Origin of the sequence: Bartonella sp. CM31XJBT, from assembly GCF_028618555.1 — a bacterium.
Classification (GTDB): domain Bacteria; phylum Pseudomonadota; class Alphaproteobacteria; order Rhizobiales; family Rhizobiaceae; genus Bartonella.
On the sequence record NZ_JAQITD010000015.1, the window covers coordinates 1 to 22,412 of the forward strand.

The 22,412-nt window shown below is 35.6% G+C and carries 16 protein-coding genes; 4 read left to right on the forward strand and 12 right to left on the reverse strand.

From position 1 onward, the window contains the following. Positions 1-77 precede the first annotated feature (77 nt). A complete protein-coding gene (sodC, locus tag PVV63_RS07020; RefSeq protein ID WP_273791249.1) occupies positions 78-605 on the forward strand; it encodes a superoxide dismutase [Cu-Zn] SodC in 528 nt (175 codons plus the stop codon). A 532-nt stretch (positions 606-1,137) separates the two neighbouring features. On the opposite strand, the gene PVV63_RS07025 is transcribed toward sodC, so the two are convergent. The 9 genes from PVV63_RS07025 to PVV63_RS07065 all read right to left on the reverse strand — a co-directional run bounded on the left by PVV63_RS07025 (position 1,138) and on the right by PVV63_RS07065 (position 13,617). Beyond that, positions 1,138-2,076 carry a COG2958 family protein gene (locus PVV63_RS07025; protein ID WP_273791250.1) on the reverse strand — a complete coding sequence of 313 codons (939 nt, stop codon included), beginning with the start codon at positions 2,074-2,076 and terminating at the stop codon, positions 1,138-1,140. A 376-nt stretch (positions 2,077-2,452) separates the two neighbouring features. Next, on the reverse strand, positions 2,453-5,206 hold the full coding sequence (locus PVV63_RS07030) for a DEAD/DEAH box helicase (RefSeq protein WP_273791251.1): 2,754 nt from the start codon (positions 5,204-5,206) through the stop codon (positions 2,453-2,455). Positions 5,207-5,228: 22 nt separating this feature from the next. Then, positions 5,229-6,869 carry a site-specific DNA-methyltransferase gene (locus PVV63_RS07035; protein WP_273791252.1) on the reverse strand — a complete coding sequence of 547 codons (1,641 nt, stop codon included), beginning with the start codon at positions 6,867-6,869 and terminating at the stop codon, positions 5,229-5,231. A gap of 83 nt (positions 6,870-6,952) precedes the next feature. Next, the gene (locus PVV63_RS07040; RefSeq protein WP_273791253.1) at positions 6,953-7,354 is read right to left on the reverse strand and encodes an SUF system Fe-S cluster assembly protein; all 402 of its coding nucleotides are present in this window, start codon (positions 7,352-7,354) and stop codon (positions 6,953-6,955) included. Beyond that, positions 7,347-8,591 (reverse strand): cysteine desulfurase, encoded by a 1,245-nt coding sequence (locus tag PVV63_RS07045; RefSeq protein ID WP_273791254.1) that lies wholly within the window; start codon positions 8,589-8,591, stop codon positions 7,347-7,349. Before PVV63_RS07045 ends, PVV63_RS07040 begins: the two co-directional genes overlap by 8 nt. Before the next feature lie 10 nt (positions 8,592-8,601). Next, on the reverse strand, positions 8,602-9,864 hold the full coding sequence (gene sufD, locus PVV63_RS07050; protein ID WP_273791286.1) for a Fe-S cluster assembly protein SufD: 1,263 nt from the start codon (positions 9,862-9,864) through the stop codon (positions 8,602-8,604). Positions 9,865-9,875: 11 nt separating this feature from the next. Continuing rightward, positions 9,876-10,631 carry a Fe-S cluster assembly ATPase SufC gene (sufC, locus tag PVV63_RS07055; protein WP_273791255.1) on the reverse strand — a complete coding sequence of 252 codons (756 nt, stop codon included), beginning with the start codon at positions 10,629-10,631 and terminating at the stop codon, positions 9,876-9,878. Between the two features lie 160 nt (positions 10,632-10,791). Continuing rightward, positions 10,792-12,303, reverse strand: coding sequence for a Fe-S cluster assembly protein SufB (sufB, locus tag PVV63_RS07060; protein WP_273791256.1), 1,512 nt, complete (start codon positions 12,301-12,303; stop codon positions 10,792-10,794). A gap of 138 nt (positions 12,304-12,441) precedes the next feature. Continuing rightward, entirely contained in the window at positions 12,442-13,617 is a 1,176-nt protein-coding gene (locus PVV63_RS07065) for a cysteine desulfurase family protein (protein WP_273791257.1), read from the reverse strand. Positions 13,618-13,778: 161 nt separating this feature from the next. Between PVV63_RS07065 and PVV63_RS07070 the strand changes: the two genes are divergently transcribed. The 3 genes from PVV63_RS07070 to PVV63_RS07080 all read left to right on the forward strand — a co-directional run bounded on the left by PVV63_RS07070 (position 13,779) and on the right by PVV63_RS07080 (position 16,692). Beyond that, positions 13,779-14,459: an alpha/beta hydrolase gene (locus PVV63_RS07070; RefSeq protein ID WP_273791258.1), complete on the forward strand. Its 681-nt coding sequence runs from the start codon at positions 13,779-13,781 to the stop codon at positions 14,457-14,459. A 310-nt stretch (positions 14,460-14,769) separates the two neighbouring features. Continuing rightward, on the forward strand, positions 14,770-16,023 hold the full coding sequence (tyrS, locus tag PVV63_RS07075; protein ID WP_273791259.1) for a tyrosine--tRNA ligase: 1,254 nt from the start codon (positions 14,770-14,772) through the stop codon (positions 16,021-16,023). Positions 16,024-16,206: 183 nt separating this feature from the next. Then, positions 16,207-16,692, forward strand: a complete 486-nt coding sequence (locus tag PVV63_RS07080; protein WP_273791260.1) for a peroxiredoxin — start codon at positions 16,207-16,209, stop codon at positions 16,690-16,692. Positions 16,693-17,032: 340 nt separating this feature from the next. Here the strand turns inward: PVV63_RS07080 and prfB are convergent. The 3 genes from prfB to PVV63_RS07095 all read right to left on the reverse strand — a co-directional run bounded on the left by prfB (position 17,033) and on the right by PVV63_RS07095 (position 22,195). Further along, positions 17,033-18,161, reverse strand: a protein-coding gene (prfB, locus tag PVV63_RS07085) for a peptide chain release factor 2 (protein WP_273791261.1) whose coding sequence is annotated in 2 segments (ribosomal slippage) — positions 17,033-18,091 and positions 18,093-18,161 — 1,128 coding nt in all. Because the reading frame shifts where the segments join, the coding sequence is not laid out codon by codon here. A 170-nt stretch (positions 18,162-18,331) separates the two neighbouring features. Further along, positions 18,332-20,797, reverse strand: coding sequence for a penicillin-binding protein 1A (locus tag PVV63_RS07090; RefSeq protein WP_273791262.1), 2,466 nt, complete (start codon positions 20,795-20,797; stop codon positions 18,332-18,334). Between the two features lie 168 nt (positions 20,798-20,965). Then, positions 20,966-22,195, reverse strand: a complete 1,230-nt coding sequence (locus tag PVV63_RS07095) for an N-acetylmuramoyl-L-alanine amidase (RefSeq protein ID WP_273791263.1) — start codon at positions 22,193-22,195, stop codon at positions 20,966-20,968. Between the last annotated feature and the right edge of the window lie 217 nt (positions 22,196-22,412).

Sequence of the window (22,412 nt, forward strand, 5' to 3'; positions counted from 1 at the left end):
CACTTATATAATATATTATTAATATAGATTATTAATTATAGATAATAATCTATTTAAAATAAGTATAAAGGTATTTTATGAAAAAAATATTATTATCATTATTGTTTTTTATGGCATTTTTAATTCATAAAAATTCTGTATTAGCACTATCAACACAAGTAAATATTTATAAATTAGAAGATAACAATTTCAAAAAGGCTATTGGTAGCATTAAAATTGAAGAAAACACGTACGGTTTGATTTTCATCCCTAATTTATCTACTTTATCAGAAGGGATGCATGGTTTTCATGTACATGTGAATCCTTCATGTGATACAAAAGATGGCATAATTGGTGGAAGCGCAGGTGGACATTATGATCCGGAACATACCGGAAAACATTTAGGACCTTATAATGTCAATGGTCATCTTGGTGATTTACCAGCACTTTATGTTGATAAGCACGGATATGCCATAATGAGCGTTCTTGCTCCACGATTAAAAAAAATCTCTGAAATTAAAGGGCGCTCTTTAGTCATTCATTTAGGGGCTGATAATCAATCAGATAAACCATTACCGCTTGGCGGAGGTGGTGCACGTTTAGCGTGCGGTATTATTGAAAAATAAAGAGAGTATTGTGGCAAACTGTGATAGTACACCCCTTTACTATAAGATGTGAGAAAAATTTATTTTTTAAATCTATTTCAAGAAATTGAGTAAACTGTGTGAATATTTTATAAAATTAATATTTTTGAATGTTTACTTCGGATAATAAAAAACTTAATAATAATCAAAATGAACAGCAGTAGAAATTAAAGAAATAGTAGTGTAAATTCTCCGTAAGAAGACTTCAATATGAGAAAGTAATATTTTTAATGCTTGATATAAACAAAGCAAAAAAGTCGAATTTCACTCTCTAAAGTAGCAAATTTGTAATAAATTATAGTCATTAAGTCTAGTATCTAATGGAATCATGCCCAATGCACAAAATAGAACAGGCCTAAAACAGAATTTTTACTCTTCCCCCACTCATGAGGTACGCGAAAAAAATTTAATTGATACAATATCAATATAATAAGTCAAACAAAATAGTTAGAGTAATTTTTCATCACCCTGAAAAAAGGGCTGTTAAACAATGGAGTCTTTTTAAAAATACCCCTCATAGATACATATGATCCCAATCTAGAGGACGCATCTCACCAGTTTGATAAAATTGACGAATGAGCTTAATATAATCAAGAAAATCTTTGTTTTCCTCCACTAATCTATTAGCAGTATCCCAGTCAATATCACTACGTTCTTTGGCAGGAATTAATATCTCACTCTCGGAAGAGTTTTCCTTATTAAGTCTTATAAATCCAATTCCATGCAAACTTGAAAGCATCCGAAGCTCTTTTAATGTATCAACTCCTTCAATTTCACTAGCTACTAAATAACTCAAATTAGCCCATGAAGAATTACTAACTGTTTGAAAAAATGCTTTTCGTAAATTTGAACGATTGATGAGAATTTTTACTTCAAAAGACCAAAGCTTTGTCTTTTTATCAAAATATTGCAAAACACAGTCTTTGATTTCACGATTCCATTCCTTGCTTAAATCTTGCATCCCTACGAGATCTGGATAAAGCCATTTATTTCCGCCTGCACCATGTTTATTACGAGAACATTTCTCATTAATGCGCTTGCTATAAACTGCAAGCTCTGACCATAAAAATTTAGATAATAACGGATAAAGATCATGCTCTTTAACAGAGCTACCTTCTGTTCTACTCTTTGCATTGTCCTCTATTGCGTCAATTTCAGCACTATCTGTTTGTTTAGTAAAATAATATTGTCGCGGTCGTCCTTCAGTGGTTTTAATTTCTGAATAACGCTTTTGTAATTGAGGGCGCTGCGATCCTATTTCAGCAACAATTTGCTGAATAAGAGCTGCATCACTATTAAGGGGATTGATTATCGCCGTTGAATACTTTTGTTTTTGGCGGCATTTCTCTGGGTAATTTTCAAATATCCATTGAGCAATTTCTCGAGCTGTAAACTTTTTCGTCGGGTTTTTCTTTAAAAAATTAAAAACAGTGTTTGTTAAATTTAAAGTCATATGAAAAACTCCCCCTTTTATCCTCTGGGTATTTCATTATATTCAAGCGTTTTAAATGAAAGAACAATAAACTGTTTAAGTTTTTTTAAAAAAAAACATTTATCAAATTACTCAATAAAATCAAAATATTTTTTTAATTTATGACTATAACTCAAAGATCTTTTCACATAACGAAAATAAGATTGTACTTTTATAAAAAATTGTAAATGTGCTACAAATCCCCATACAAAAGCATAATCTTGTATAACTTTTCTATACACTTTTCTTTTTATTTTAACGTCGTTAGAAAAAAGTTAAAAATAATTATTCAAACATTTGATTGAACCTCACACCCGTCAATTAAAAAACTTATGTGTTTTATTTTTGAAGCAAAAAGTTACGAGCTCTCAAGTATAGATTCTGAAATGGTAAACTCTGCACACAAACCTTCAAAACTACTATTTGCTTTAATAGCATCATGGGGAATAAGAACATAATACCATTTTTTATCGCCATAAGTCGCCGCATAGCGCGTTGCATGACAACACCATTGAACTGCAGCTTCTCTCTTTTTTAAAACAATAGGATTTTGCATTTCAGAGGCTTTTTTAGGCTCACAAAGATATTTGGCATCCTTCGTTTCTACAACAAAGTCCGGTTCATAAGTTGATCCTTTATCATATTCTATTCTGAAAAAACCTCGAGCGGGTTTCATCCATTTCAAGACTTGTGCATCATCCTCTAATATTTGAGCAAATCGTAATTCCCCTTCTACTGAATCAAACTTTTGTAAAGGATAACAGCATTTTCTAAAGCCACTGAATACAAGTTTTTTAATATCACTTTTAATGGCAGGAATATTACGAAAATCAAGAGGAGACGTCCCTTGCGGTAACACATAATGGATAGGTGATAAAGTTGTAAAACCTCGTGTAACTTTAACCGCATAATCTTTTTGCGTTTCCCATTGATGTTCTCTTAATTGCGCAACAATAAAACTAGTAAGCTTGTGCTGATAGTGAATTAATACGTTCTCAACAGCTGTATCATTGGGTAAATAAGATCGGAAATGTTCTACTATCTGACTAGCTAATTTTCGTAATAAGAGCGTATGGTTATCATAATCGACAAAGTCATTATCAATCAAACCACGAATGATGTAGTTTTCAAGATAAGGCTCTTTTACATATTCATTCTTAGAAGTAAGAAAAATACTTTTATGGGTACGCAATTCTCGAATTAAAAGTTCTTTACTAACAGGTTGAAAATTTAAGCTTTCTAGATTTTTTAAATCAAAATCATAAAAACCATAAGTAACATCACGCGAAGGTATGAGTATAATATTTGGAATATCTATTATCAGTTCTGTCAATTGTTTTGTCAGAATTGTCACCACTTTTGATACAAGAGACTTTTGTGATGAAGGCTTAATATTCATAACTTTATTAGCAATTTTTTCTTGTATCTGTGCAGAACAAAGCATTTGAGAACTTGGCAATTTATCATTCTCTTTGATAAGATCCCACGCGATCGCTGCAATTTCTTGCTCCTCAGGCGTTAATGTAGGGGAATCTGTATTACGTAATATGATACCTTGTAAATCAGAAGATGCTCCATTTATATCGGAATTACGTGTTACCATCGTTTGCATCAATAAAGCTTCTACTTGACTTGGAACTGTCACTATATCGGTCTTTTCAAAGGGGATATTCCCTCCTGTTCCAATCTCAATATGCTTTTTTATAATTGAGTTTGGATCGTTTGCACGATCAATAATATCTTGAAAACGATCATGCGCAATAATTGTTAAACGATCAATAACTTCCACGCCTGTTCTATACCCATAAGGCAAACGCAATCCACGCCCAATTGTTTGCTCTGTTAAAATTTCTGAAGCCGATGCACGCAACGGTACAATAGTATAGAGATTCTTAACATCCCACCCCTCCTTTAATTTATTAACGTGAATAACAATTTCTGTTGGGTCATAAGAATTTTCAATTGCAATCAGCTTTTGAATATTTTGATCTTCTTCTATATTCGACTGTTTTGTATGAATCTCTATAACTTTTCCCTTATAAGCTCCTGCAAAAAAATCATCTGATTCCAATAAATCACGCAATTTCTGTGCATGATTTGTATCTTGAGCGACAACTAAAATAAAAGGCTTAACGAACTTTTTGTTATAATCTTTTGCATAGACAATTAAATCTGCTTTCACGTTTTCATGGGCATGAATTGCATCTTGTAATTTGATATGTTCTAATTGCTCAGATGTATAATTTTGAGGTTGAAAATCTTTACGTGTAGCAACAGCAGGTTCTTTTACAAAACCATCCCTCATAGCCTCTGCAAGTGAATAACTATAGACAACATTTTTAAAATCTACGGGTTTTGCACCTATTGTTTTTGGTGTCGCTGTAAGCTCTATTCCTAAAACAGGTTTTAACTCATTAATTGCCGCTGCACCAGCAGAAGCCCGATAACGATGTGCTTCATCCATTAACAAAACTAAATCAGGAAGATTTGCGAGATAATCAAAATAACTTTCGCCAATTGTCTCTTGTAAGCGTTTAATCCTCGGCATACTAGATTTTAGTGCGCCTTTTTTATTATCTGTTGTATTAATTTTAGAAATATTAAAAATATTGATAAAAGCCGTATCTCTATTCTCAAACAAACGCTTTTGTCCTTGAAAATGGTGTTCATCAGCGCGAATACCTTTACCACTTTCATAATCTTCACCTGTAATAATAACGGGTCTATTGGCAATAAATTCACTCATTCCACTGAAAACGTACTTCGGACTTTGGGGACTAAAATCCTGTTTTAACTTTTCATAAATAGTCAAATTTGGCGCTAAAACAAAAAAATGGCGACTGCGACCTGTTAAATAAAGATAGCTAATAAAAGCCCCCATAAGTCGCGTTTTTCCAACACCCGTTGCTAAGGCAAAACAAAAAGAGGGAAAGTTTCGTTCAAAATCTTGTACAGAAGGATAAAGATTTTTTATCACTTCTAACTCTGCAACCAAATCAGCATTTTTAGAAAGCTCTATATTTTCTAAGATTTTTACCAAAATATTTAAAGATTCACGTTGAGGATCACGTAACGATAAGCGAGCAGAAATCCTTTTTTCAATAGTGTTCATGAAAAACTCCGCTTTTTATATACTATTCAAATAAATCTAATTCTGCTTGCGCAATATCTTTATTTTTGTTGTTTTCTTTTACCACAATCACTGGTTCAAGATTGGCTACATTTAAACTGTAATCGTCCCTTCCCCATTCGCATTTTTCTAACACTGCACGGGGGATTTTAGTGAGTGTCAGATTTTCAAAGGATGCTGATTTTGTATCAAAGGCTGTACCACAAATCAGCAACGTGCGATGAGAGCCTACCTCTTCACTCATTATACGGAGTTGTTCATGAGTCATAGCGCTTGTTGTGACATAAATATAATCTGTTTCGGTTGAGTACCCTTGCATCCAATAATGATTTTCATCAGGTGCGTAGGTAAATCCCATATGTTTGCACATTGCTTCTGAAAGCATCGCAGCATTATATTCGCGACTAATAATCCATTGTCCCCATGGATCTTTTTGCAACAAAGAAGGTGCAAGGCTATAATAACGAAATCCACCGCCACCTTGCCAATTGACACTTTTGGAAATTCCCCCTTGATCAGTTCCATCAATGACTTGTTTTAAACGAGGGATAATGTGGGTGTGACAATGTTCACCAAGTTCAATCATAATCCACTTTCTTCCCATTTTATGAGCAACAGCACCGGTTGTGCCGGAACCCGCAAAAGAATCTAAAACAAGATCACCAGGATTAGTGGCAAGTTGAATGATGCGTTCCATTAACCGCTCAGGTTTGGGAGTTGTAAAGACATTATCAGAATTAAAAACTTTGACTTCTCTTTTGGCATCTTGGTTGTGTCCCACTTCTGTATAGAGCCAAATCGTCATTGAAACCATACCATTTTTTACTTCTGATAAAAAACGTTTCATAGAAGGAACATTACTTCCTGTTGGACCAAACCAAATACGATTATCGTTCAATAATTCAAAGAATTTTTTTTTATTCATAGCCCAACTTCTACCATTAGGAGGCATTACCTTGCGTCCAGAAGGTGTGATGATTTCATAAATATCCTTAGGCGTCACTCTTTTCACGGATAAATCTCCAGATTTCCAAGGACCGCGAGGATCATTATCAGGGTTTTTATAGCGCGCATCCATATCGCTTGAACGAGGAAGCAATTGAGGGCGCCAAATCGTTTTATCTTTAGCATAAACCATGATAAAATCATGGTTATCGGAAAGCCATTTTGTATCATTTTGTGGAGCATATTTCTTTTGCCAAATAATATTGTTGATGAAATTTTGGCGACCAAAAATTTCATCCATCATCACTTTAAGATAGGCTTGTTCATCATCATCAATTGATATCCAGATACTTCCATCATCCGCCAGTAAATGATGTAACAATTCTAGCCTGTCTCTCATAAGACTGAGCCATATGGAATGCTCTAAACCATCTTCATAATGTTCAAAGGCATTGCCTGTATTATAAGGCGGATCGATATAGATACATTTTACCTTCCCCATATATTCTTTCTCAAGCGCTTTGAGCGCGAGCAAATTGTCACCAAAAATAAGTTTATTATCAAAAATATCTTGGGATGATATTTGATGCGAAGCGTGATAAGATTTTTCAAGATCCTCTAATAAGATACGAGGCTCTAGTTTTGGGCGTTTTTCTTTTCCAATCCAAGTGAGTTCTAGTTTTTGTTTATTATAACTCATGCGATCGTCCTTAAATTCAAATGCTTGTGAAAAGTAACCAGCTTATTCATGAATGGCTAAATTAGAGTCTCTTAACAATACTTTTAGTACCATCCGACAGCAATTTGAGCTTCTTCTGACATACAATCAGGTGTCCATGGTGGATCAAAAGTCATAGTGACTTCAACATACGAAACCCCTTCAACTGCACTGACTGCATTTTCTACCCACCCCGGCATTTCACCAGCAACAGGGCATCCCGGTGCTGTAAGAGTCATTTCAATTTTTACTGAACGATCATCTTCAATATCAATACGATAAATCAGTCCTAGCTCATAAATATCAGCAGGAATCTCTGGGTCATAAACTGTTTTAAGAGCAGCAATAATATCATTCGTCATACGATCAATTTCATCTGCTGGAATTGCTGATATGTAAGATTTTTTATTTTCACTTACAGTTTCAACAGATTCTGTAGAATGACGCTCTTCAATTAATTCAGCCATTAAAAAATGTCCTTGTTTCTTGCAATGCTTCTACCAATTGATCTATATCTTCTTTAGTGTTATACATGGCTAACGATGCGCGGCAAATAGATGTTAGACCAAAGCGCTGTAATAAAGGCTGTGCACAATGAGTTCCCGCACGTATTGCAACCCCTTTTCTATCAATAAACATAGCGATATCATGGGCGTGAATTCCTTCAATTGTAAATGATATAATAGCTCCTTTATTGGGAGAATGACCATAAATACGCAATGACTCAACCATTTTAAGTTTTTCCTGCGCATAAGCTAAAAGGGACCTCTCATGGGCATGAATCGTGCTACGACCTTTCTCTTGTATATAATCAATAGCCGCAGTTAATCCAATAGCTTCAACGATAGGAGGGGTACCTGCTTCAAAACGGTAAGGAGGAGCATTATAAAACACCTTATCGGTTGTTACCTCCTCGATCATTTCCCCTCCCCCTTGAAAAGGACGCATTTCTTCTAATCTATCTTCTTTACCATACAAAACACCAATACCAGTGGGACCATAAAGCTTATGACCTGTAAAGACATACCAATCACAATCGAGATCTTGCACATCAACGGTTAAATGTACTGCTCCTTGAGAACCATCAACAAGAACCGGAATAGAATTTTGATGTGCTAGTTTAATAATCTCTTTAACAGGAGGCACAGTTCCTAATATATTGGACATATGCGTTATAGCAACAAGCCGCGTTTTTTCGCTTAAAGCCTTTTGGAAATCTTCAATGTGCAGAACACCATTTTCATCGACAGGAACAAAAATAAGTTTAACACCTTTTTGTTCACGGAGAAAATGCCAAGGAATAATATTTGAATGATGTTCCATGATCGTTAGAACAATCTCATCACCTTCTTTGAGTTTTGGCATCGCCCAACCATAAGCAACAGTATTAATAGCTTCTGTTGCATTTTTCGTAAAAACAATTTCTTCAGCTTTTTGAGCATTTAGAAAAACACGAACGGTTTCACGAGAATTTTCATAAGATTGTGTTGCTATATTGGCTAAAAAATACATTCCCCTATGCACATTAGCATAACTATAGTGATAATAATTATTCATTGCATTGAGTACTGACATTGGTTTTTGGGCAGAAGCACTACTATCAAGATATGCTAATCGCTTTCCATAAACTTGATGGTGTAAAATAGGAAAATCACGCCGAATTTCTTCGACATTATAAGTAAATGTTTGTACGTTATTTTCCATTTTTTCTACCTTAAACATTTTTTTCAAGCCATTTACTAATGATATTCTCCAAAACGATTTGAATCTTATCCTGCTTGATGTCATCAATGAGCTCAGAGATAAATCCTTTAATCAAAAGTGCACGAGCCGTTTTAAATGGGATACCACGCGCCATAAGATAAAAAAGATAATCATGATTAATATTAGCAACTGTTGCACCATGACCGCACGCAACATCATCAGCAAAAATCTCCAGTTCAGGCTTTGCATTAAATTCTGCATCATCTGAAAGAATAAGGCTATTACAAGCCATGCGTGCATCTGTTTTTTGCGCTTTTTGAGAAACACGTATTATTCCTTGGAAAACACCAACAGCCTTATCTGTAACCACATTGCGTATAATTTCGGTTGATGTTGACTTTTCTTCCACGTGACGAACAGTCATTGTAAGATCACTATGTGTTTGTCCTGATAATAAATTTATGACGCGTAATTGAAAATTAGATTCTTCTCCCTGTAATTCAATATCGATTTCTTGGCGATTTAATTGGCTCCCTATATTAATGACATAAAGTGATAACTTTGCTCTTTGATCAAGAACAGCACAAAATCGACCAAATTGTGTAGAATTAAAATCACGATTGCGAATGAGAATCCACGTAACATCACTATCAGCAGCAATACTTAATGAAAATATTGAACTGACAAAGGTATCTTTATCATTGCCAACCTGATGTTCAATAAACATAACTTGACTATTTTTATCAACTTTTATATCCGAAAAAATATGAGATTGTCCCCCCATTTGTATATTTTGTAATTCAATGGGTATATTTAACTTTGTATTTTCAGGGATGTGAAAAAGCCAACCATCTGTAACAAAAGCTGTATTTAACTGTCCAATAAAATCTTCATCAGAAATGTTTTGATTTATCTGCACAGAATTATCTTCTAATGCGTCTGAAAGGCGTTTTACTGTAATATTGTCTACCTTTGACTCTATCGATGTTTTTCCATTGTTTATGGAGAAAACAGCACTTTCTGAAAGCAATGCATCAACCAATTGATTGTCTTGAACTTTTGAAAAATTGCTAATAGACTTCAGTAAGGTACGCAGATTGGTATAATGCCATCTTTCGATTTTACGGGAAGGAAGCCGTGTCATTTGAAACTGCTCAATAGTTTTCTTGCGGATTTCCTGTACAGCTTTATCACCAGGTAAGTCGTTTACATACTGATTAAAATTACTGAGGATATTTTCTTCAACCGCTAACAAGTTTTGCTGTGCATTCATATTTAATAACCTCAAACCGCTTCCCTGATAAGATCAGCATACCCATTTTCCTCTAAATAAAGCGCTAAGGATTTATCACCGCTTTTGATAATTTGTCCTTTATAAAGAACATGTACCGTATCAGGAATAATATAATTAAGTAGCCGTTGATAATGGGTAATCACCAGAAATGAACGTTTTGAATCCCGAAGTTTATTAACACCATCTGCAACAATTTTTAGTGCATCAATATCTAAACCAGAATCCGTTTCATCTAAAATGCAAAGTTTAGGTTCAAGAAGTGCCATTTGTAAAATTTCAGCGCGTTTTTTTTCTCCACCTGAAAAACCTACATTTAATGGACGCTTTAGCATATCCATATCTATTTCAAGTTTGGCTGAAACTTCTTTAACATATTTTATAAATTCAGGAATTTTAAGTTCTTCGTGACCTCGTGCTTTGCGTTGAGAGTTCATCGCAACTTTTAAAAATTCCATTGTTGCTACTCCTGGTATTTCCATTGGATATTGAAATGCAAGAAAAACACCATATGCAGCACGTTCTGCTGGATCCATTTCTAAAAGTGATTGCCCATTATAGAGAATATCTCCTTCTGTTATTTCATAATCATCACGACCAGCAAGTAAATAAGACAAAGTTGATTTTCCGGCTCCATTTTGTCCCATGATAGCGGCAACTTCTCCATCTTGAACTGTCAAGTTTAAACCACGAATAACTTTTGTATCGGTCTCAGCAATACGGGCGTGCAAATTTTTTATCTCTAACATAATTTAATCCTGTTTTGGCTGTTTTTTCAGATACAGATGCGGATTATTTTGCCTTAGCATCCATCTACTTTTGTAATTAGCATAGAGGTCATTTTTAGCATTATATGCTACTGTTACAGCCTTTTTACATAAAGTCTTCTATTTATCTAATTAAATAAAATTATCCAACACTACCTTCAAGGCTAATACCAATAAGCTTTTGTGCTTCGACAGCAAATTCCATGGGAAGTTTTTGAATGACCTCTTTTACAAAACCATTTACAATTAATGCGATAGCTTCTTCTTCGGGAATTCCTCTCTGCATAACATAAAAAAGTTGGTCATCAGAAATTTTTGATGTTGTGGCTTCATGTTCAAACTGAGCTGTTGCATTTTTTGCTTCAATATAAGGAACTGTATGTGCACCACAATCATTCCCGATTAACAAACTATCACATTGCGTAAAGTTACGCGCATTTTGTGCTTTTCGATGAGCTGTGACTTGTCCTCGATACGTGTTATTTGAAAAACCTGCAGAAATACCTTTGGAAATAATGCGACTGGAAGTATTTTTTCCCAAATGAATCATTTTTGTACCGGAATCAATTTGTTGATGACCGTTTGCAACGGCAATAGAATAAAATTCTCCACGCGCATTATCACCACGGAGTAAGCAGGATGGATATTTCCAAGTAATCGCAGAACCAGTCTCAACTTGTGTCCATGAAATTTTAGAACTATCACCTCGACAATCTCCACGCTTCGTCACAAAATTATAAATACCACCCTTTCCATCTCTATCGCCAGGATACCAATTTTGTACTGTAGAATATTTAATCTCTGCATTTTCAAGGGCAATAAGCTCAACAACAGCAGCATGAAGTTGGTTTTCATCACGTTGGGGTGCTGTACACCCTTCAAGATAAGAAACATAGGAATCTTCAGCAGCAATAATCAATGTTCGTTCAAATTGGCCAGTGTTGCGTTCATTAATCCTAAAATAAGTTGAAAGCTCCATAGGACAACGAACCCCTTTGGGAATATAAACAAATGAACCATCTGTAAAGACAGCTGCATTTAAGGCCGCATAATAATTATCACTTATAGGTACAACTGTTCCTAAATATTCTTTAATAAGCTCAGAATGTTCAATAATCGCCTCTGAAATAGAACAAAAAATCACACCGGCACGTGCCAGCTCTTTTTTGAATGTTGTTACAACAGAAACAGAATCAAAGACTGCATCAACAGCCACCTGCCCCGATACAGACATACTGTCATCAAAAGTGGAGGGATCAGACTGTTTTCTTACTCCTGCCAAAATCTCTTGTTCTTTAAGGGGAATGCCAAGTTTCTCGTACGTTGCTAATAACTCAGGATCCACTTCATCCAAAGATTTTGGTCCTGTATGATTTTTTGGAGCAGCATAATAATAAAGCTCCTGAAAATCAATTCTAGGATATTCAAGACGCGCCCAATGAGGCTCTTGCATCGTCAGCCAACGGCGGTAAGCCTTTAAGCGCCATGTTAGCATCCATTCAGGCTCATGTTTTTTAGCGGAAATAAATTTGATAATATCCTCATTTAAGCCTTTTGGAGCTTTATCGGTTTCAATATTGGTTTCAAAACCATATTTATATTGGTCAACATCTATTTCACGTACTTGGCGTATCGTTTCTTGTACTGCCGGCATAAATTTTCTCCATTTTTTGGCGTCAAAAACCGGTAACTAAAGTCTTGTTTTTTACAAGATTAAAGTAAGCAAGTTATCTCTAGGCTATAGGTAAAGTGCAAAAATTTCAATCAAACTTATTTTATTTTTAAAATAATTCTAATTTTTATAACTTTCTGATGATAAATCTTCCCCTTTTTTCCTGCTTATAATTTGAGAAAAAAACGACAGAAAATCATCAATATCTTCAGAAGTTGTGCCACGCCCTAGCGAAATGCGAATGGCACCATTTGGAACATGATACCCCATTGCCTCCAACACTTTGCTTTGTTTTACTTTTCCCGAAGAACAAGCAGAGCCGGATGATAAAGAAAACCCTTCTAAATCAAAAGCAATTTGCATCGTTTCAGCTTTTATATTTTTCACGGTAAAGTAAGTTGTATTTGGCAAACGTTGAACTCTTTTGCCAAAAATCTCAACATTTTTACTTATACTTTGTAGTCCATTTTCTAATTTATTGCGTAAATATATTAACTGTTTTATTTCCTCCTGTGTGAAGCAATCAGTTATTGCTGCCCCAAAAGCAGCAATAAGGGGCAATGCTTCTGTTCCTCCACGGAGACCTTTTTCTTGTCCTCCCCCAATAATAAGAGGATGTGGCATGAGAAGATTACCACATGAAACAAAAGCACCGATTCCTTTCGGACCGCCAACTTTATGTGCAGACAATATAAAAAAGTCTCCTCCTAGCTGATTAATATCCACAAAATTTTTATCTACATATTGTGTCAAATCAACAATAAGAGTGCCTCCTAAATCCCGAACAATAGCGGCGATTTCTGTTAATGGTTGAATAACACCCGTTTCACTATTTGCAGCTTGAATAGCAACAAGAGGTAAACCTTTTGTTTTATCATGAACCGTTAAGAGTGATGTTAATTTATCTTGTTGTATGAGCCCATCTTGATCAACAGCAATGACGCTTATCAACTCTTTAGAAAAACGTCCTCCCTCTGCCACAGAGGGATGTTCAGTCGCTCCAAGGTAAAGACGAGAAAATTTAACTTTTGCATTCCCCATATTGTAAAAGGGTGTTAACAAAGTCATTGCGGCTTCACTCGCACCAGAGGTAAATACCACGTGATCTGGATCTGTTTTAAGATTTTCAGCGATTTGCCGACGAGCCTTTTGCAACAAAGTTTTAGCCGCACGCCCTTCCTTATGAACAGATGATGGATTACCAAATATTTCTAAAGATTCCAGTAACGCTATTCGTGCCACTTTTTTGAGTGGTGTTGTTGCGTTATGATCAAAATATCGGCGTTTTATAACCATTTTACATCGCAATCATTAATCTTATGAATTGATTAAAAAAATAGCGCAATTTTCTTGAAAAGTGCACTAAAAAAAGAATATCTAATAATTATTTAAGAGATTCTATGGTAAAAGTCGACCAAGATCAATGAAAGCCTTTTATTGCATTTAAGGAGCATTTTATGCCAGAAATTATTTTTAACGGTCCTGCGGGTCGGCTCGAAGGACGTTATCAACCTTCACAACAAAAAAATGCACCCATTGCGATTATTTTGCATCCTCATCCCCAATTTGGTGGAACTATGAATCATAAAATTGTCTATGACCTCTTTTATATGTTCCAACAACGTGGCTTTACAACTTTACGTTTTAACTTTCGTGGTATTGGTCGTAGTCAGGGTGAATTTGATTATGGAATAGGAGAACTTTCAGATGCTGCTGCTGCTCTCGATTGGGTGCAAACACAACATCCAGACTCTAAAAATTGTTGGGTAGCAGGATATTCATTTGGAGCATGGATTGGTATGCAGCTTTTAATGCGCCGACCGGAAATTGAGGGATTTATCTCAGTTGCCCCTCAGCCTAATGTTTATGACTTTTCATTTCTTGCACCTTGTCCCTCCTCTGGGCTTATCATTCATGGCGGTATCGATAAAGTTTCCCCTCCAAAAGATGTTCAAATACTTGTCGATAAATTAAAAACACAAAAAGGTATCATCATCACACAAGAAATATTAGAAGAGGCTAATCACTTTTTCAGTGGATGTCATGAAGAACTTATTGAGCGATGTGCCCACTATTTGGATAACCATATCTCCAATGAACTTCTCGCTCCTCCTCCTGAAATACTTTCACTAACTTAGGAAAATACGATAGATTTATAAAAAATTAGCAAAAGTCGTTTCTGATCATAACAAAGTAATTTTTTCAGTTTGCATTTAAAATTTTTCTAAATTTTATTTCAGGATAGAAATGAGAATAACAGCATACCTGTTTTCTATCACTGATAAGTCTCTTTTTTAACGTAAAAAGGAAATAATACCTGTATTATTATCTTTATGTTACCAATATGTCTCTTTCTCTTGTGAGGTGTGTGTCAGTTATGATAGATAACTCATTATATAATCGCCTATTCTATAAAATAATGCACTCTTAAATTAGGAAATTAAATCTGTGTTTGCCTTTAAATCTGATTTTTTACACATTATGAGCGAACGTGGTTTTATCCACCAAATTTCAGATGAAAAAGGCTTAGATGATCTTTTTTCAAAAGAAACTGTAAGCGCTTATACTGGATTTGACCCAACAGCATCGAGTTTACATGCTGGAAGTCTTCTTCAGATTATGATGCTTTATTGGTTACAAAAAACAGGTCATCGCCCCATTGCTTTAATGGGTGGAGGAACCGGATTGATTGGTGATCCTTCTTTCAAAGATGAAGCGCGACGCCTTCTGACACAGAATGATATTGCTGAAAATATTAATGGTATTAAAAAGGTATTTGCTAACTATTTGACATTCGGTGACCGAGAAACCGATGCTTGTATTGTGAATAACGCGGAATGGTTATGCAATTTAAACTACTTAGAATTTTTGCGTGATGTAGGAAAACATTTTTCTGTCAATCGTATGTTGTCATTTGATTCCGTTAGACTCAGACTTGAGCGTGAGCACTCTTTGTCATTCTTAGAGTTTAATTATATGATTCTGCAAGCTTATGATTTTGTTGAACTTTATAAACGTTATGGATTGCGTATGCAAATGGGGGGCTCTGATCAGTGGGGCAACATTATTAACGGAATCGAATTAGGGCATCGTTTAGGAACACCGCAATTATATGCGTTAACATCACCATTGCTGACAACCTCTTCCGGTGCCAAAATGGGTAAATCATTGAATGGGGCTGTATGGCTGAATGCGGATAAGCTTTCACCTTATCAATTTTGGCAATACTGGCGCAATACAGAAGATGCTGATGTAACACGATTTCTAAAGCTCTATACTCCATTGCCAATGGATGAGATTCTTAAACTTTCTCTATTACAAGGGACAGAAATTAACGAAGCAAAAAAAATTCTTGCAACAGAAATTACAGCAATGTTGCATGGACGTGTTCTTGCTGATGCAGCAGCAGAAACAGCTCGCAAGACGTTTGAAGAAAAAACTCTAGGAGAAAATCTTCCAACTGTTGAAATTAATGCCTCAGAATTAAAAAAAGGTGTTGGATTGCTCACTCTTTTAGTACAAGCAGGACTCGCTAGATCTAATAGTGAGGCACGCCGACACGTTCAAGGTGGGGGGGTCCGTGTAAATGATCAAATTATTGAGGATGAAACACATCTTATTATTGAAGGGGATGTCAGTGCAGAAGGAACCGTTAAACTTTCTTTTGGTAAGAAAAAACATGTTGTGATGAAACCAGTATAATCTTTTGCTGTTTTGTTTATGTTGTCGACCTTGTTCTTTCAATTCAATTGTTGTGATAGGGCGAGTTTTGTTAGGAAATAAAGGTCTCTTCAAAACAATAATATTCTAGAGAGTTGAATAGTTCTTTTCTTCTGTGTACTCTGATATCTTATACCTGTTACACAAGAAAGAAAGATGAAAATAATGACAAGACCAATGAAAGGTGCTCTTGCTCCTGATTTTAATTTGCCGCGCGATGGAGGAGAGATGGTATGTCTTTCTGACTTTAAAGGAAAGTCTGTTGTTTTATATTTTTATCCAAAAGATGACACCAGTGGTTGCACAAGCGAAGCACTTGATTTCACAAAATTAAAGATGAAATTTGATGAAATCGGTGTTTCTGTTATTGGAATCTCTCCAGATAATGTAAAAAAACATGATAAATTTAAAGTAAAACATGAACTTGATGTCATCTTGGTTTCTGATGAAGAAAAAACAACCCTCGAAGCTTATGGTGTTTGGGTTGAGAAAAGCATGTATGGACGCAAATATATGGGAGTTGAACGGAGCACTTTTTTAATTGATGCAAATGGAATAATAGCAGAAGAATGGCGTAAAGTAAGCGTATCTGGGCATGCTGAAAATGTTTTAGCTACTGCAACACTTTTATATCATAATGGTAACTTGTAAATTGAGTGTTTGATTTGCCTTAAAAAGCAAAAGTTATCCTCCTTAATTGATTTTAGTTTTTCAACGGATTCAATTTTTACAATATATTGATTTATAAGGATAATGAATTGTTTTACATTTATATTAGTCCCCCGAATATCCCAAATTTTTCTTATTTCAGATTCTTCCTATCACTTGCAATATCATAAGCAGAATTGGCGTGTGAGAAAAAAAATGAAGAAAGAAACAAGAAAATCCCTCTTTAAACCTTTAAAGTATCAAGGACTATCGTAACATCACAACATCAATAAAACGAACAGCTTAAGAAAAAATCTACATGGCTTGAAGGAAGGATATATAATTAACGAATATCCTCAATTTTTTTGTCTTGTTTATAAATGCGCCGTGCGAGTGCTGCCTCTATAAATGCATCTAAATTACCATTAAGTACGGATTGTGGATCCGTATTTTCAATTCCTGTACGCAAATCTTTGACAAGCTGATAGGGTTGAAGAACATAAGATCTAATTTGATGTCCCCATCCGATTTCTGTTTTAGAAGATTCAGCAGCATTGGTTTCTTCTTCTCTTTTTTTAAGCTCTTCTTCATAAAGCCGTGCACGCAACATCGACCAAGCCGTAGCGCGATTTTTATGTTGAGAGCGCTCTGTTTGACATTGAACAACAATACCCGTTTTTATATGCGTGATGCGAACAGCAGAATCTGTCGTGTTAACATGTTGTCCTCCTGCTCCCGATGCACGATATGTATCAATACGCACATCTGCCTCTGAAACATCAACTTCAATATTGTCATCAATAACTGGATAAACCCAAATGCTTGCAAAAGAGGTATGGCGCTTTGCATTCGAATCAAATGGAGAAATCCGCACTAAACGATGAACGCCTGATTCTGTTTTTAACATTCCATAAGCATTATGCCCTTTTACAAGAATAGTCGCTGACTTTATTCCTGCTTCTTCTCCATCATGAATTTCTAAAATTTCAACCTTCATTTCATGCTGTTCAGCCCAGCGCATATACATACGTAAGAGCATAGAAGCCCAATCTTGGCTTTCTGTTCCCCCTGCTCCAGCATGAACTTCTAAATAGGTATCATTCGGATCTGCTTCTCCTGAAAGAAGTACATCAATTTGCCTTTTATCTATCTCATTTTTAAGATTACGTATTGATCTTTCTGCATCAGCGATAATTTCAACATCACTTTCTTCTTCGCCCATCGCAATAAGCTCAATGCATTCTTCAAGTGTTTTTGTAAATGATAAAAGACCATTGATTGAATCATCAAGACGTTGACGCTCACGCATCATATCCTGTGCTCGTTGTGCATCATCCCATAATGATGGATCTTCTGCTTTTTGATTAAGATATTCGAGACGCTTTAGTGATTGATCCCAGTCAAAGATGCCCCCTTAGCAATTGTATTGCTTTCTGGATTTCATCAACTAATGTTTCTATTTCTGCTCGCATAATTTAACACCGTATTTTTAAAAACTCTTTTTGGTTGTGTCTCTTAGCATTTTATACAAATTTAATAGCTGCTATCAGAAAATGGTACAATTCTATCACTCTATTTACAGAACCGACATTGTAAAAAAGAGATAAAAACCATGACTCATGGCAAAAGGAGATTTTGTCGATTAATACAGCCCACCTGTCCCACTTTCAAGTGCTTTGTTGACTTGTGGAGAAGTCGTTACTGCAGGAACACCTTCTTGAAAAGAATTTGTACTCCCAATAACTTGATATATATCAGCAGGACCAGTCCCTGGTTTAAATGCTTCTATAATAACATCTTGATCTCCTCTTTCGGCAAGCATTCCTGTTTTTCGATTAATTGGCATTAAAATCATGCCCTTTGGCATCTTAAAGGGAACATCTGGCTTCCCTTTAAGAGCATCTGCCATAAAATCACCAAAAATAGGCGCAGCTAATGAACTTCCTGTTCCATTATATCCTAACGGAGCTGGTTGATCATAACCGACAAAAATACCAACGACAATATCAGGAGTAAATCCCATAAACCAGACATCCTTAGAGTCATTGGTTGTTCCTGTTTTAGCAGCAATATGTCGATTAAGATAACGTAAACGTGCCGCAGTACCACGCTGAACAACCCCTTCCATCATCGATGTAATCTGATAAGCCGTCATAGGGTCAAGAACTTGATCTCTTTCATCAATCAATGTGGGCTCACTTTGATTATTCCATGAATGCGTATTACAATTTTCGCAAATACGATCATCATGACGATAAATTGTCTTCCCATAACGATCTTGAATTCTGTCTATCAGAGAAGGTTTAATAGAGCGTCCCCCATTGGCAATAACTGAATAAGCTGTAACCATTCGTAATACTGTTGTTTCGCCAGCCCCTAAAGCCATGGGAAGATAAGGCTGCAATTTATCTACGATCCCAAAGCGTTCTGCATATTCAGCGACAAGAGGCATTCCCATATCATTGGCAAGCCGTATTGTCATAAGATTACGAGAACGCTCAATACCATAACGCAACGTTGAAGGTCCTGCAAAGGTACCTCCATAATTTTTGGGTTGCCAAACTTCACCATTATATTGACGAACTTCAATGGGGCCATCTAAAACAACGGATGCTGGTGTATATCCGTTATCAAGAGCTGCTGCATAAACAAAAGGCTTAAAAGCAGACCCCGGTTGGCGATAAGCTTGGGTTGCACGATTGAATTCAGATGCGGCAAAAGAAAATCCTCCCACCATAGCAAGAACGCGCCCTGTATGAGGTTCCATAGCAACAATTGCACCTTCAACCTTTGGAATTTGTTGTAAACGATAAGTATTATTTGTATTGGGTAGTTTTTCAACAAAAATGACATCCCCAACTTGCAGAACATGAGATAAGCTCTGAACAGTTTTTCGATAACCATTTTCTTTTACAACATGGAGTGCCCATTTTGAATCAGCTTCAGATAAAACAGCAATTTCCCGTTTTTTTGATAATATACCTGAAGCTTCGCGCTGTGGCTGTAAACCAATCTCTACTTTGTTGGGATTAGTAGAAAGAACAACAGCTAAACGCCATTCAGGAACATCACTTAGCCCTGTGATATTTGCAAGTTCTGTCCCCCAATCACTTTTCTCATCAATATGCGCATAAGCTCCACGCCATCCTTGCGCATGATCAAATCTAATTAATCCATCGTGCAAAGCACGTCGCGCAATAAGTTGTAAATGCGGATCAAGCGTTGTACGAATGGAAAGCCCGCCTTCATAAAGTGTTTTAGCCCCATAGCGATGTATTAAACGACGCCGCACTTCTTCAGTAAAATAATCAGCCGCAAAAACATAGCTATCACTCCCACGTATTGTCGCTCCTAAAGGTTTAGCTTTTGCTTTTTCACCTTGTTCACGCGTTACATATCCATTTGCAATCATCCGGTCTATAACCCAATTACGCCGATCAATAGCACGTTGTGTATTCTTAAATGGATCATAATTTGCTGGTCCTTTTGGAAGAGCAGCCAAATAAGCACATTGTTCTAGCGTCAGGTCATTGACGGATTTATTGAAATAAGTCAAAGAAGCAGCTGCTATACCATAAGTGCCACGACCCAGATAAATTTCATTGAGATAAAGTTCGAGAATATGATCTTTTGAATAAGTTTTCTCAATACGCATTGCTAAAATAGCTTCCTTAAATTTACGTTCTAACGTTGTTTCTGAACTTAAAAGGAAGTTTTTAGCGACTTGTTGCGTTATAGTTGATGCACCCTCTGGACGTCTTCCAGAACCAATATTACGAATATTATTGATCAAAGCTCGAGAAAGTCCTTCAGGATCTAAACCAAAATGATGATAAAAGTTTTTGTCTTCAGCCGAAATAAAAGCATTTATAACAAGCTTTGGTATTGATTGAATCGGTAAATAGAGGCGATGTTTTGTTGCAAACTCTGCCATAAGACGGCCATCAGAAGCATGGACGCGGGTCATTACCGGCGGCTCATAAAGTGAAAGAACTTCATAATCAGGGAGTGCATTTGCTTGACCACTGGTCATAACACCCCACGTTATTGCACCACAAAGTCCAATAGCAATAAAAAAACGAAGAAGATATCTTAAAAAAATTATCATAAAAACGGCTATCGCTTTCTTAAGAATTAATTAAAGAAAAAATACGTTACTTCAAACACACCAAGTGGATATCACCACAAGATTGAGATCAAGAGAAATTGTTTTCTATCTTTTATTTATACTAGGGTACACTAGAAGCCCATATTGATACTCTATTTTCTCACAAATTTAAAGAGGCTGTATCATTTTCTGCCTATAATCAGCAAATTGACGAATAGAATGAGCAATAGAGGCTGCCATTTGTTTTCTCCAATGAGGATCATTTAGTAACTTTTCATCCTCTTTATTGGATAAATAACCTATCTCTATCAAGACTGAGGGTATATCTGAAGCTCTTAAAACTTGAAAATTAGCATACCGATGTGGGTTATTAATCAAGTTAATATGATTCTTTGATAAACTTGAAATAACACTATTTGCAAAATTAACCGAAAATGTATGTGTTTCACGTCGTGTAAGATCCATCAAAATATCTGTAACTTCGAGCGTTTCATCTGCAGGCAAACCATCAAGCAAATCAACTTTATTTTCATTTTCAGCTAAAGATTTTGCAATGGCATCAGATGCTTTTTCTGATATGGTATACACTGTAGCACCGCGAAGAGAATGTAAATCAATCGTATCCGCGTGAATAGATATAAAAAGATCAGCATCAAACTCTTGCGCTTTTTTAACTCTTTCACTTAGTCTTAAAAAAATATTGGAATCTCGTGTTAAAGCAACGGTAATATGAGAATCCTTTTGTAATTCGTCTCGCAATGCACGCGCAAAGTCTAAAGTCACATCTTTTTCTAAAATTCCAGTAACACCCCGTGCACCACCATCAATACCACCATGACCAGGATCAAGAACAACACGGAAATTATATGCTGGCATTAACTGTGTTTGTGTATCAAAATTGCTTCTTTGCTGTTTTTTTAATGTCTCATCAAATTTTTCTTGTGTACTTTTACGAATATCAATCAGCAACTGCCATAAACCATTATTTAATTTTTTTACGACATTTTTTTCAACCACAAAAGCCGTTTTACTTGTCAAAATAATGCGTGAAGTCTGTATATCAGAGAAAGCATAACGTACATCTGAAAGCATAACGGATAATGTATTCCGTTTCTTTAAAGGCGTATTTTGCATCGAAAAGTCAATTGTAGGTAAATTGATAACCAAACGTGCTGGCCTGTCCAAAATCTGTAAACGAACATTTGGTTTTGAATTAAAAACCGCAATAATACGCGTATGAACACTATCACCAATGGTTCGAAAATTAATAAGTCTCAGAGGATCTGCGGCTTGAACACTGGTTTGGAGTAGAAAAAAAGATAATAAAAAGTATGTGACGAGCACAATAACATCCCCATAAGCTGTTTTCAGCTTTTTGGTAAAAAAAACTCTTATCATAAGCAAAATACTCTACATTACCTTTGTAATAATTTATCTTGGTTATATAAAATGATACACCAATTTATTCTCTATTTTTCAATAAAAGCTAAATAAACACCCAAAAACGAAATTAAGGTCATAAAGATATTATAATTATACATGATTTACATTGTTACTTGCCAAACGCATGATATCAACATAAAAGAATATTTATGCTTCCTAGCTGATAATAGTC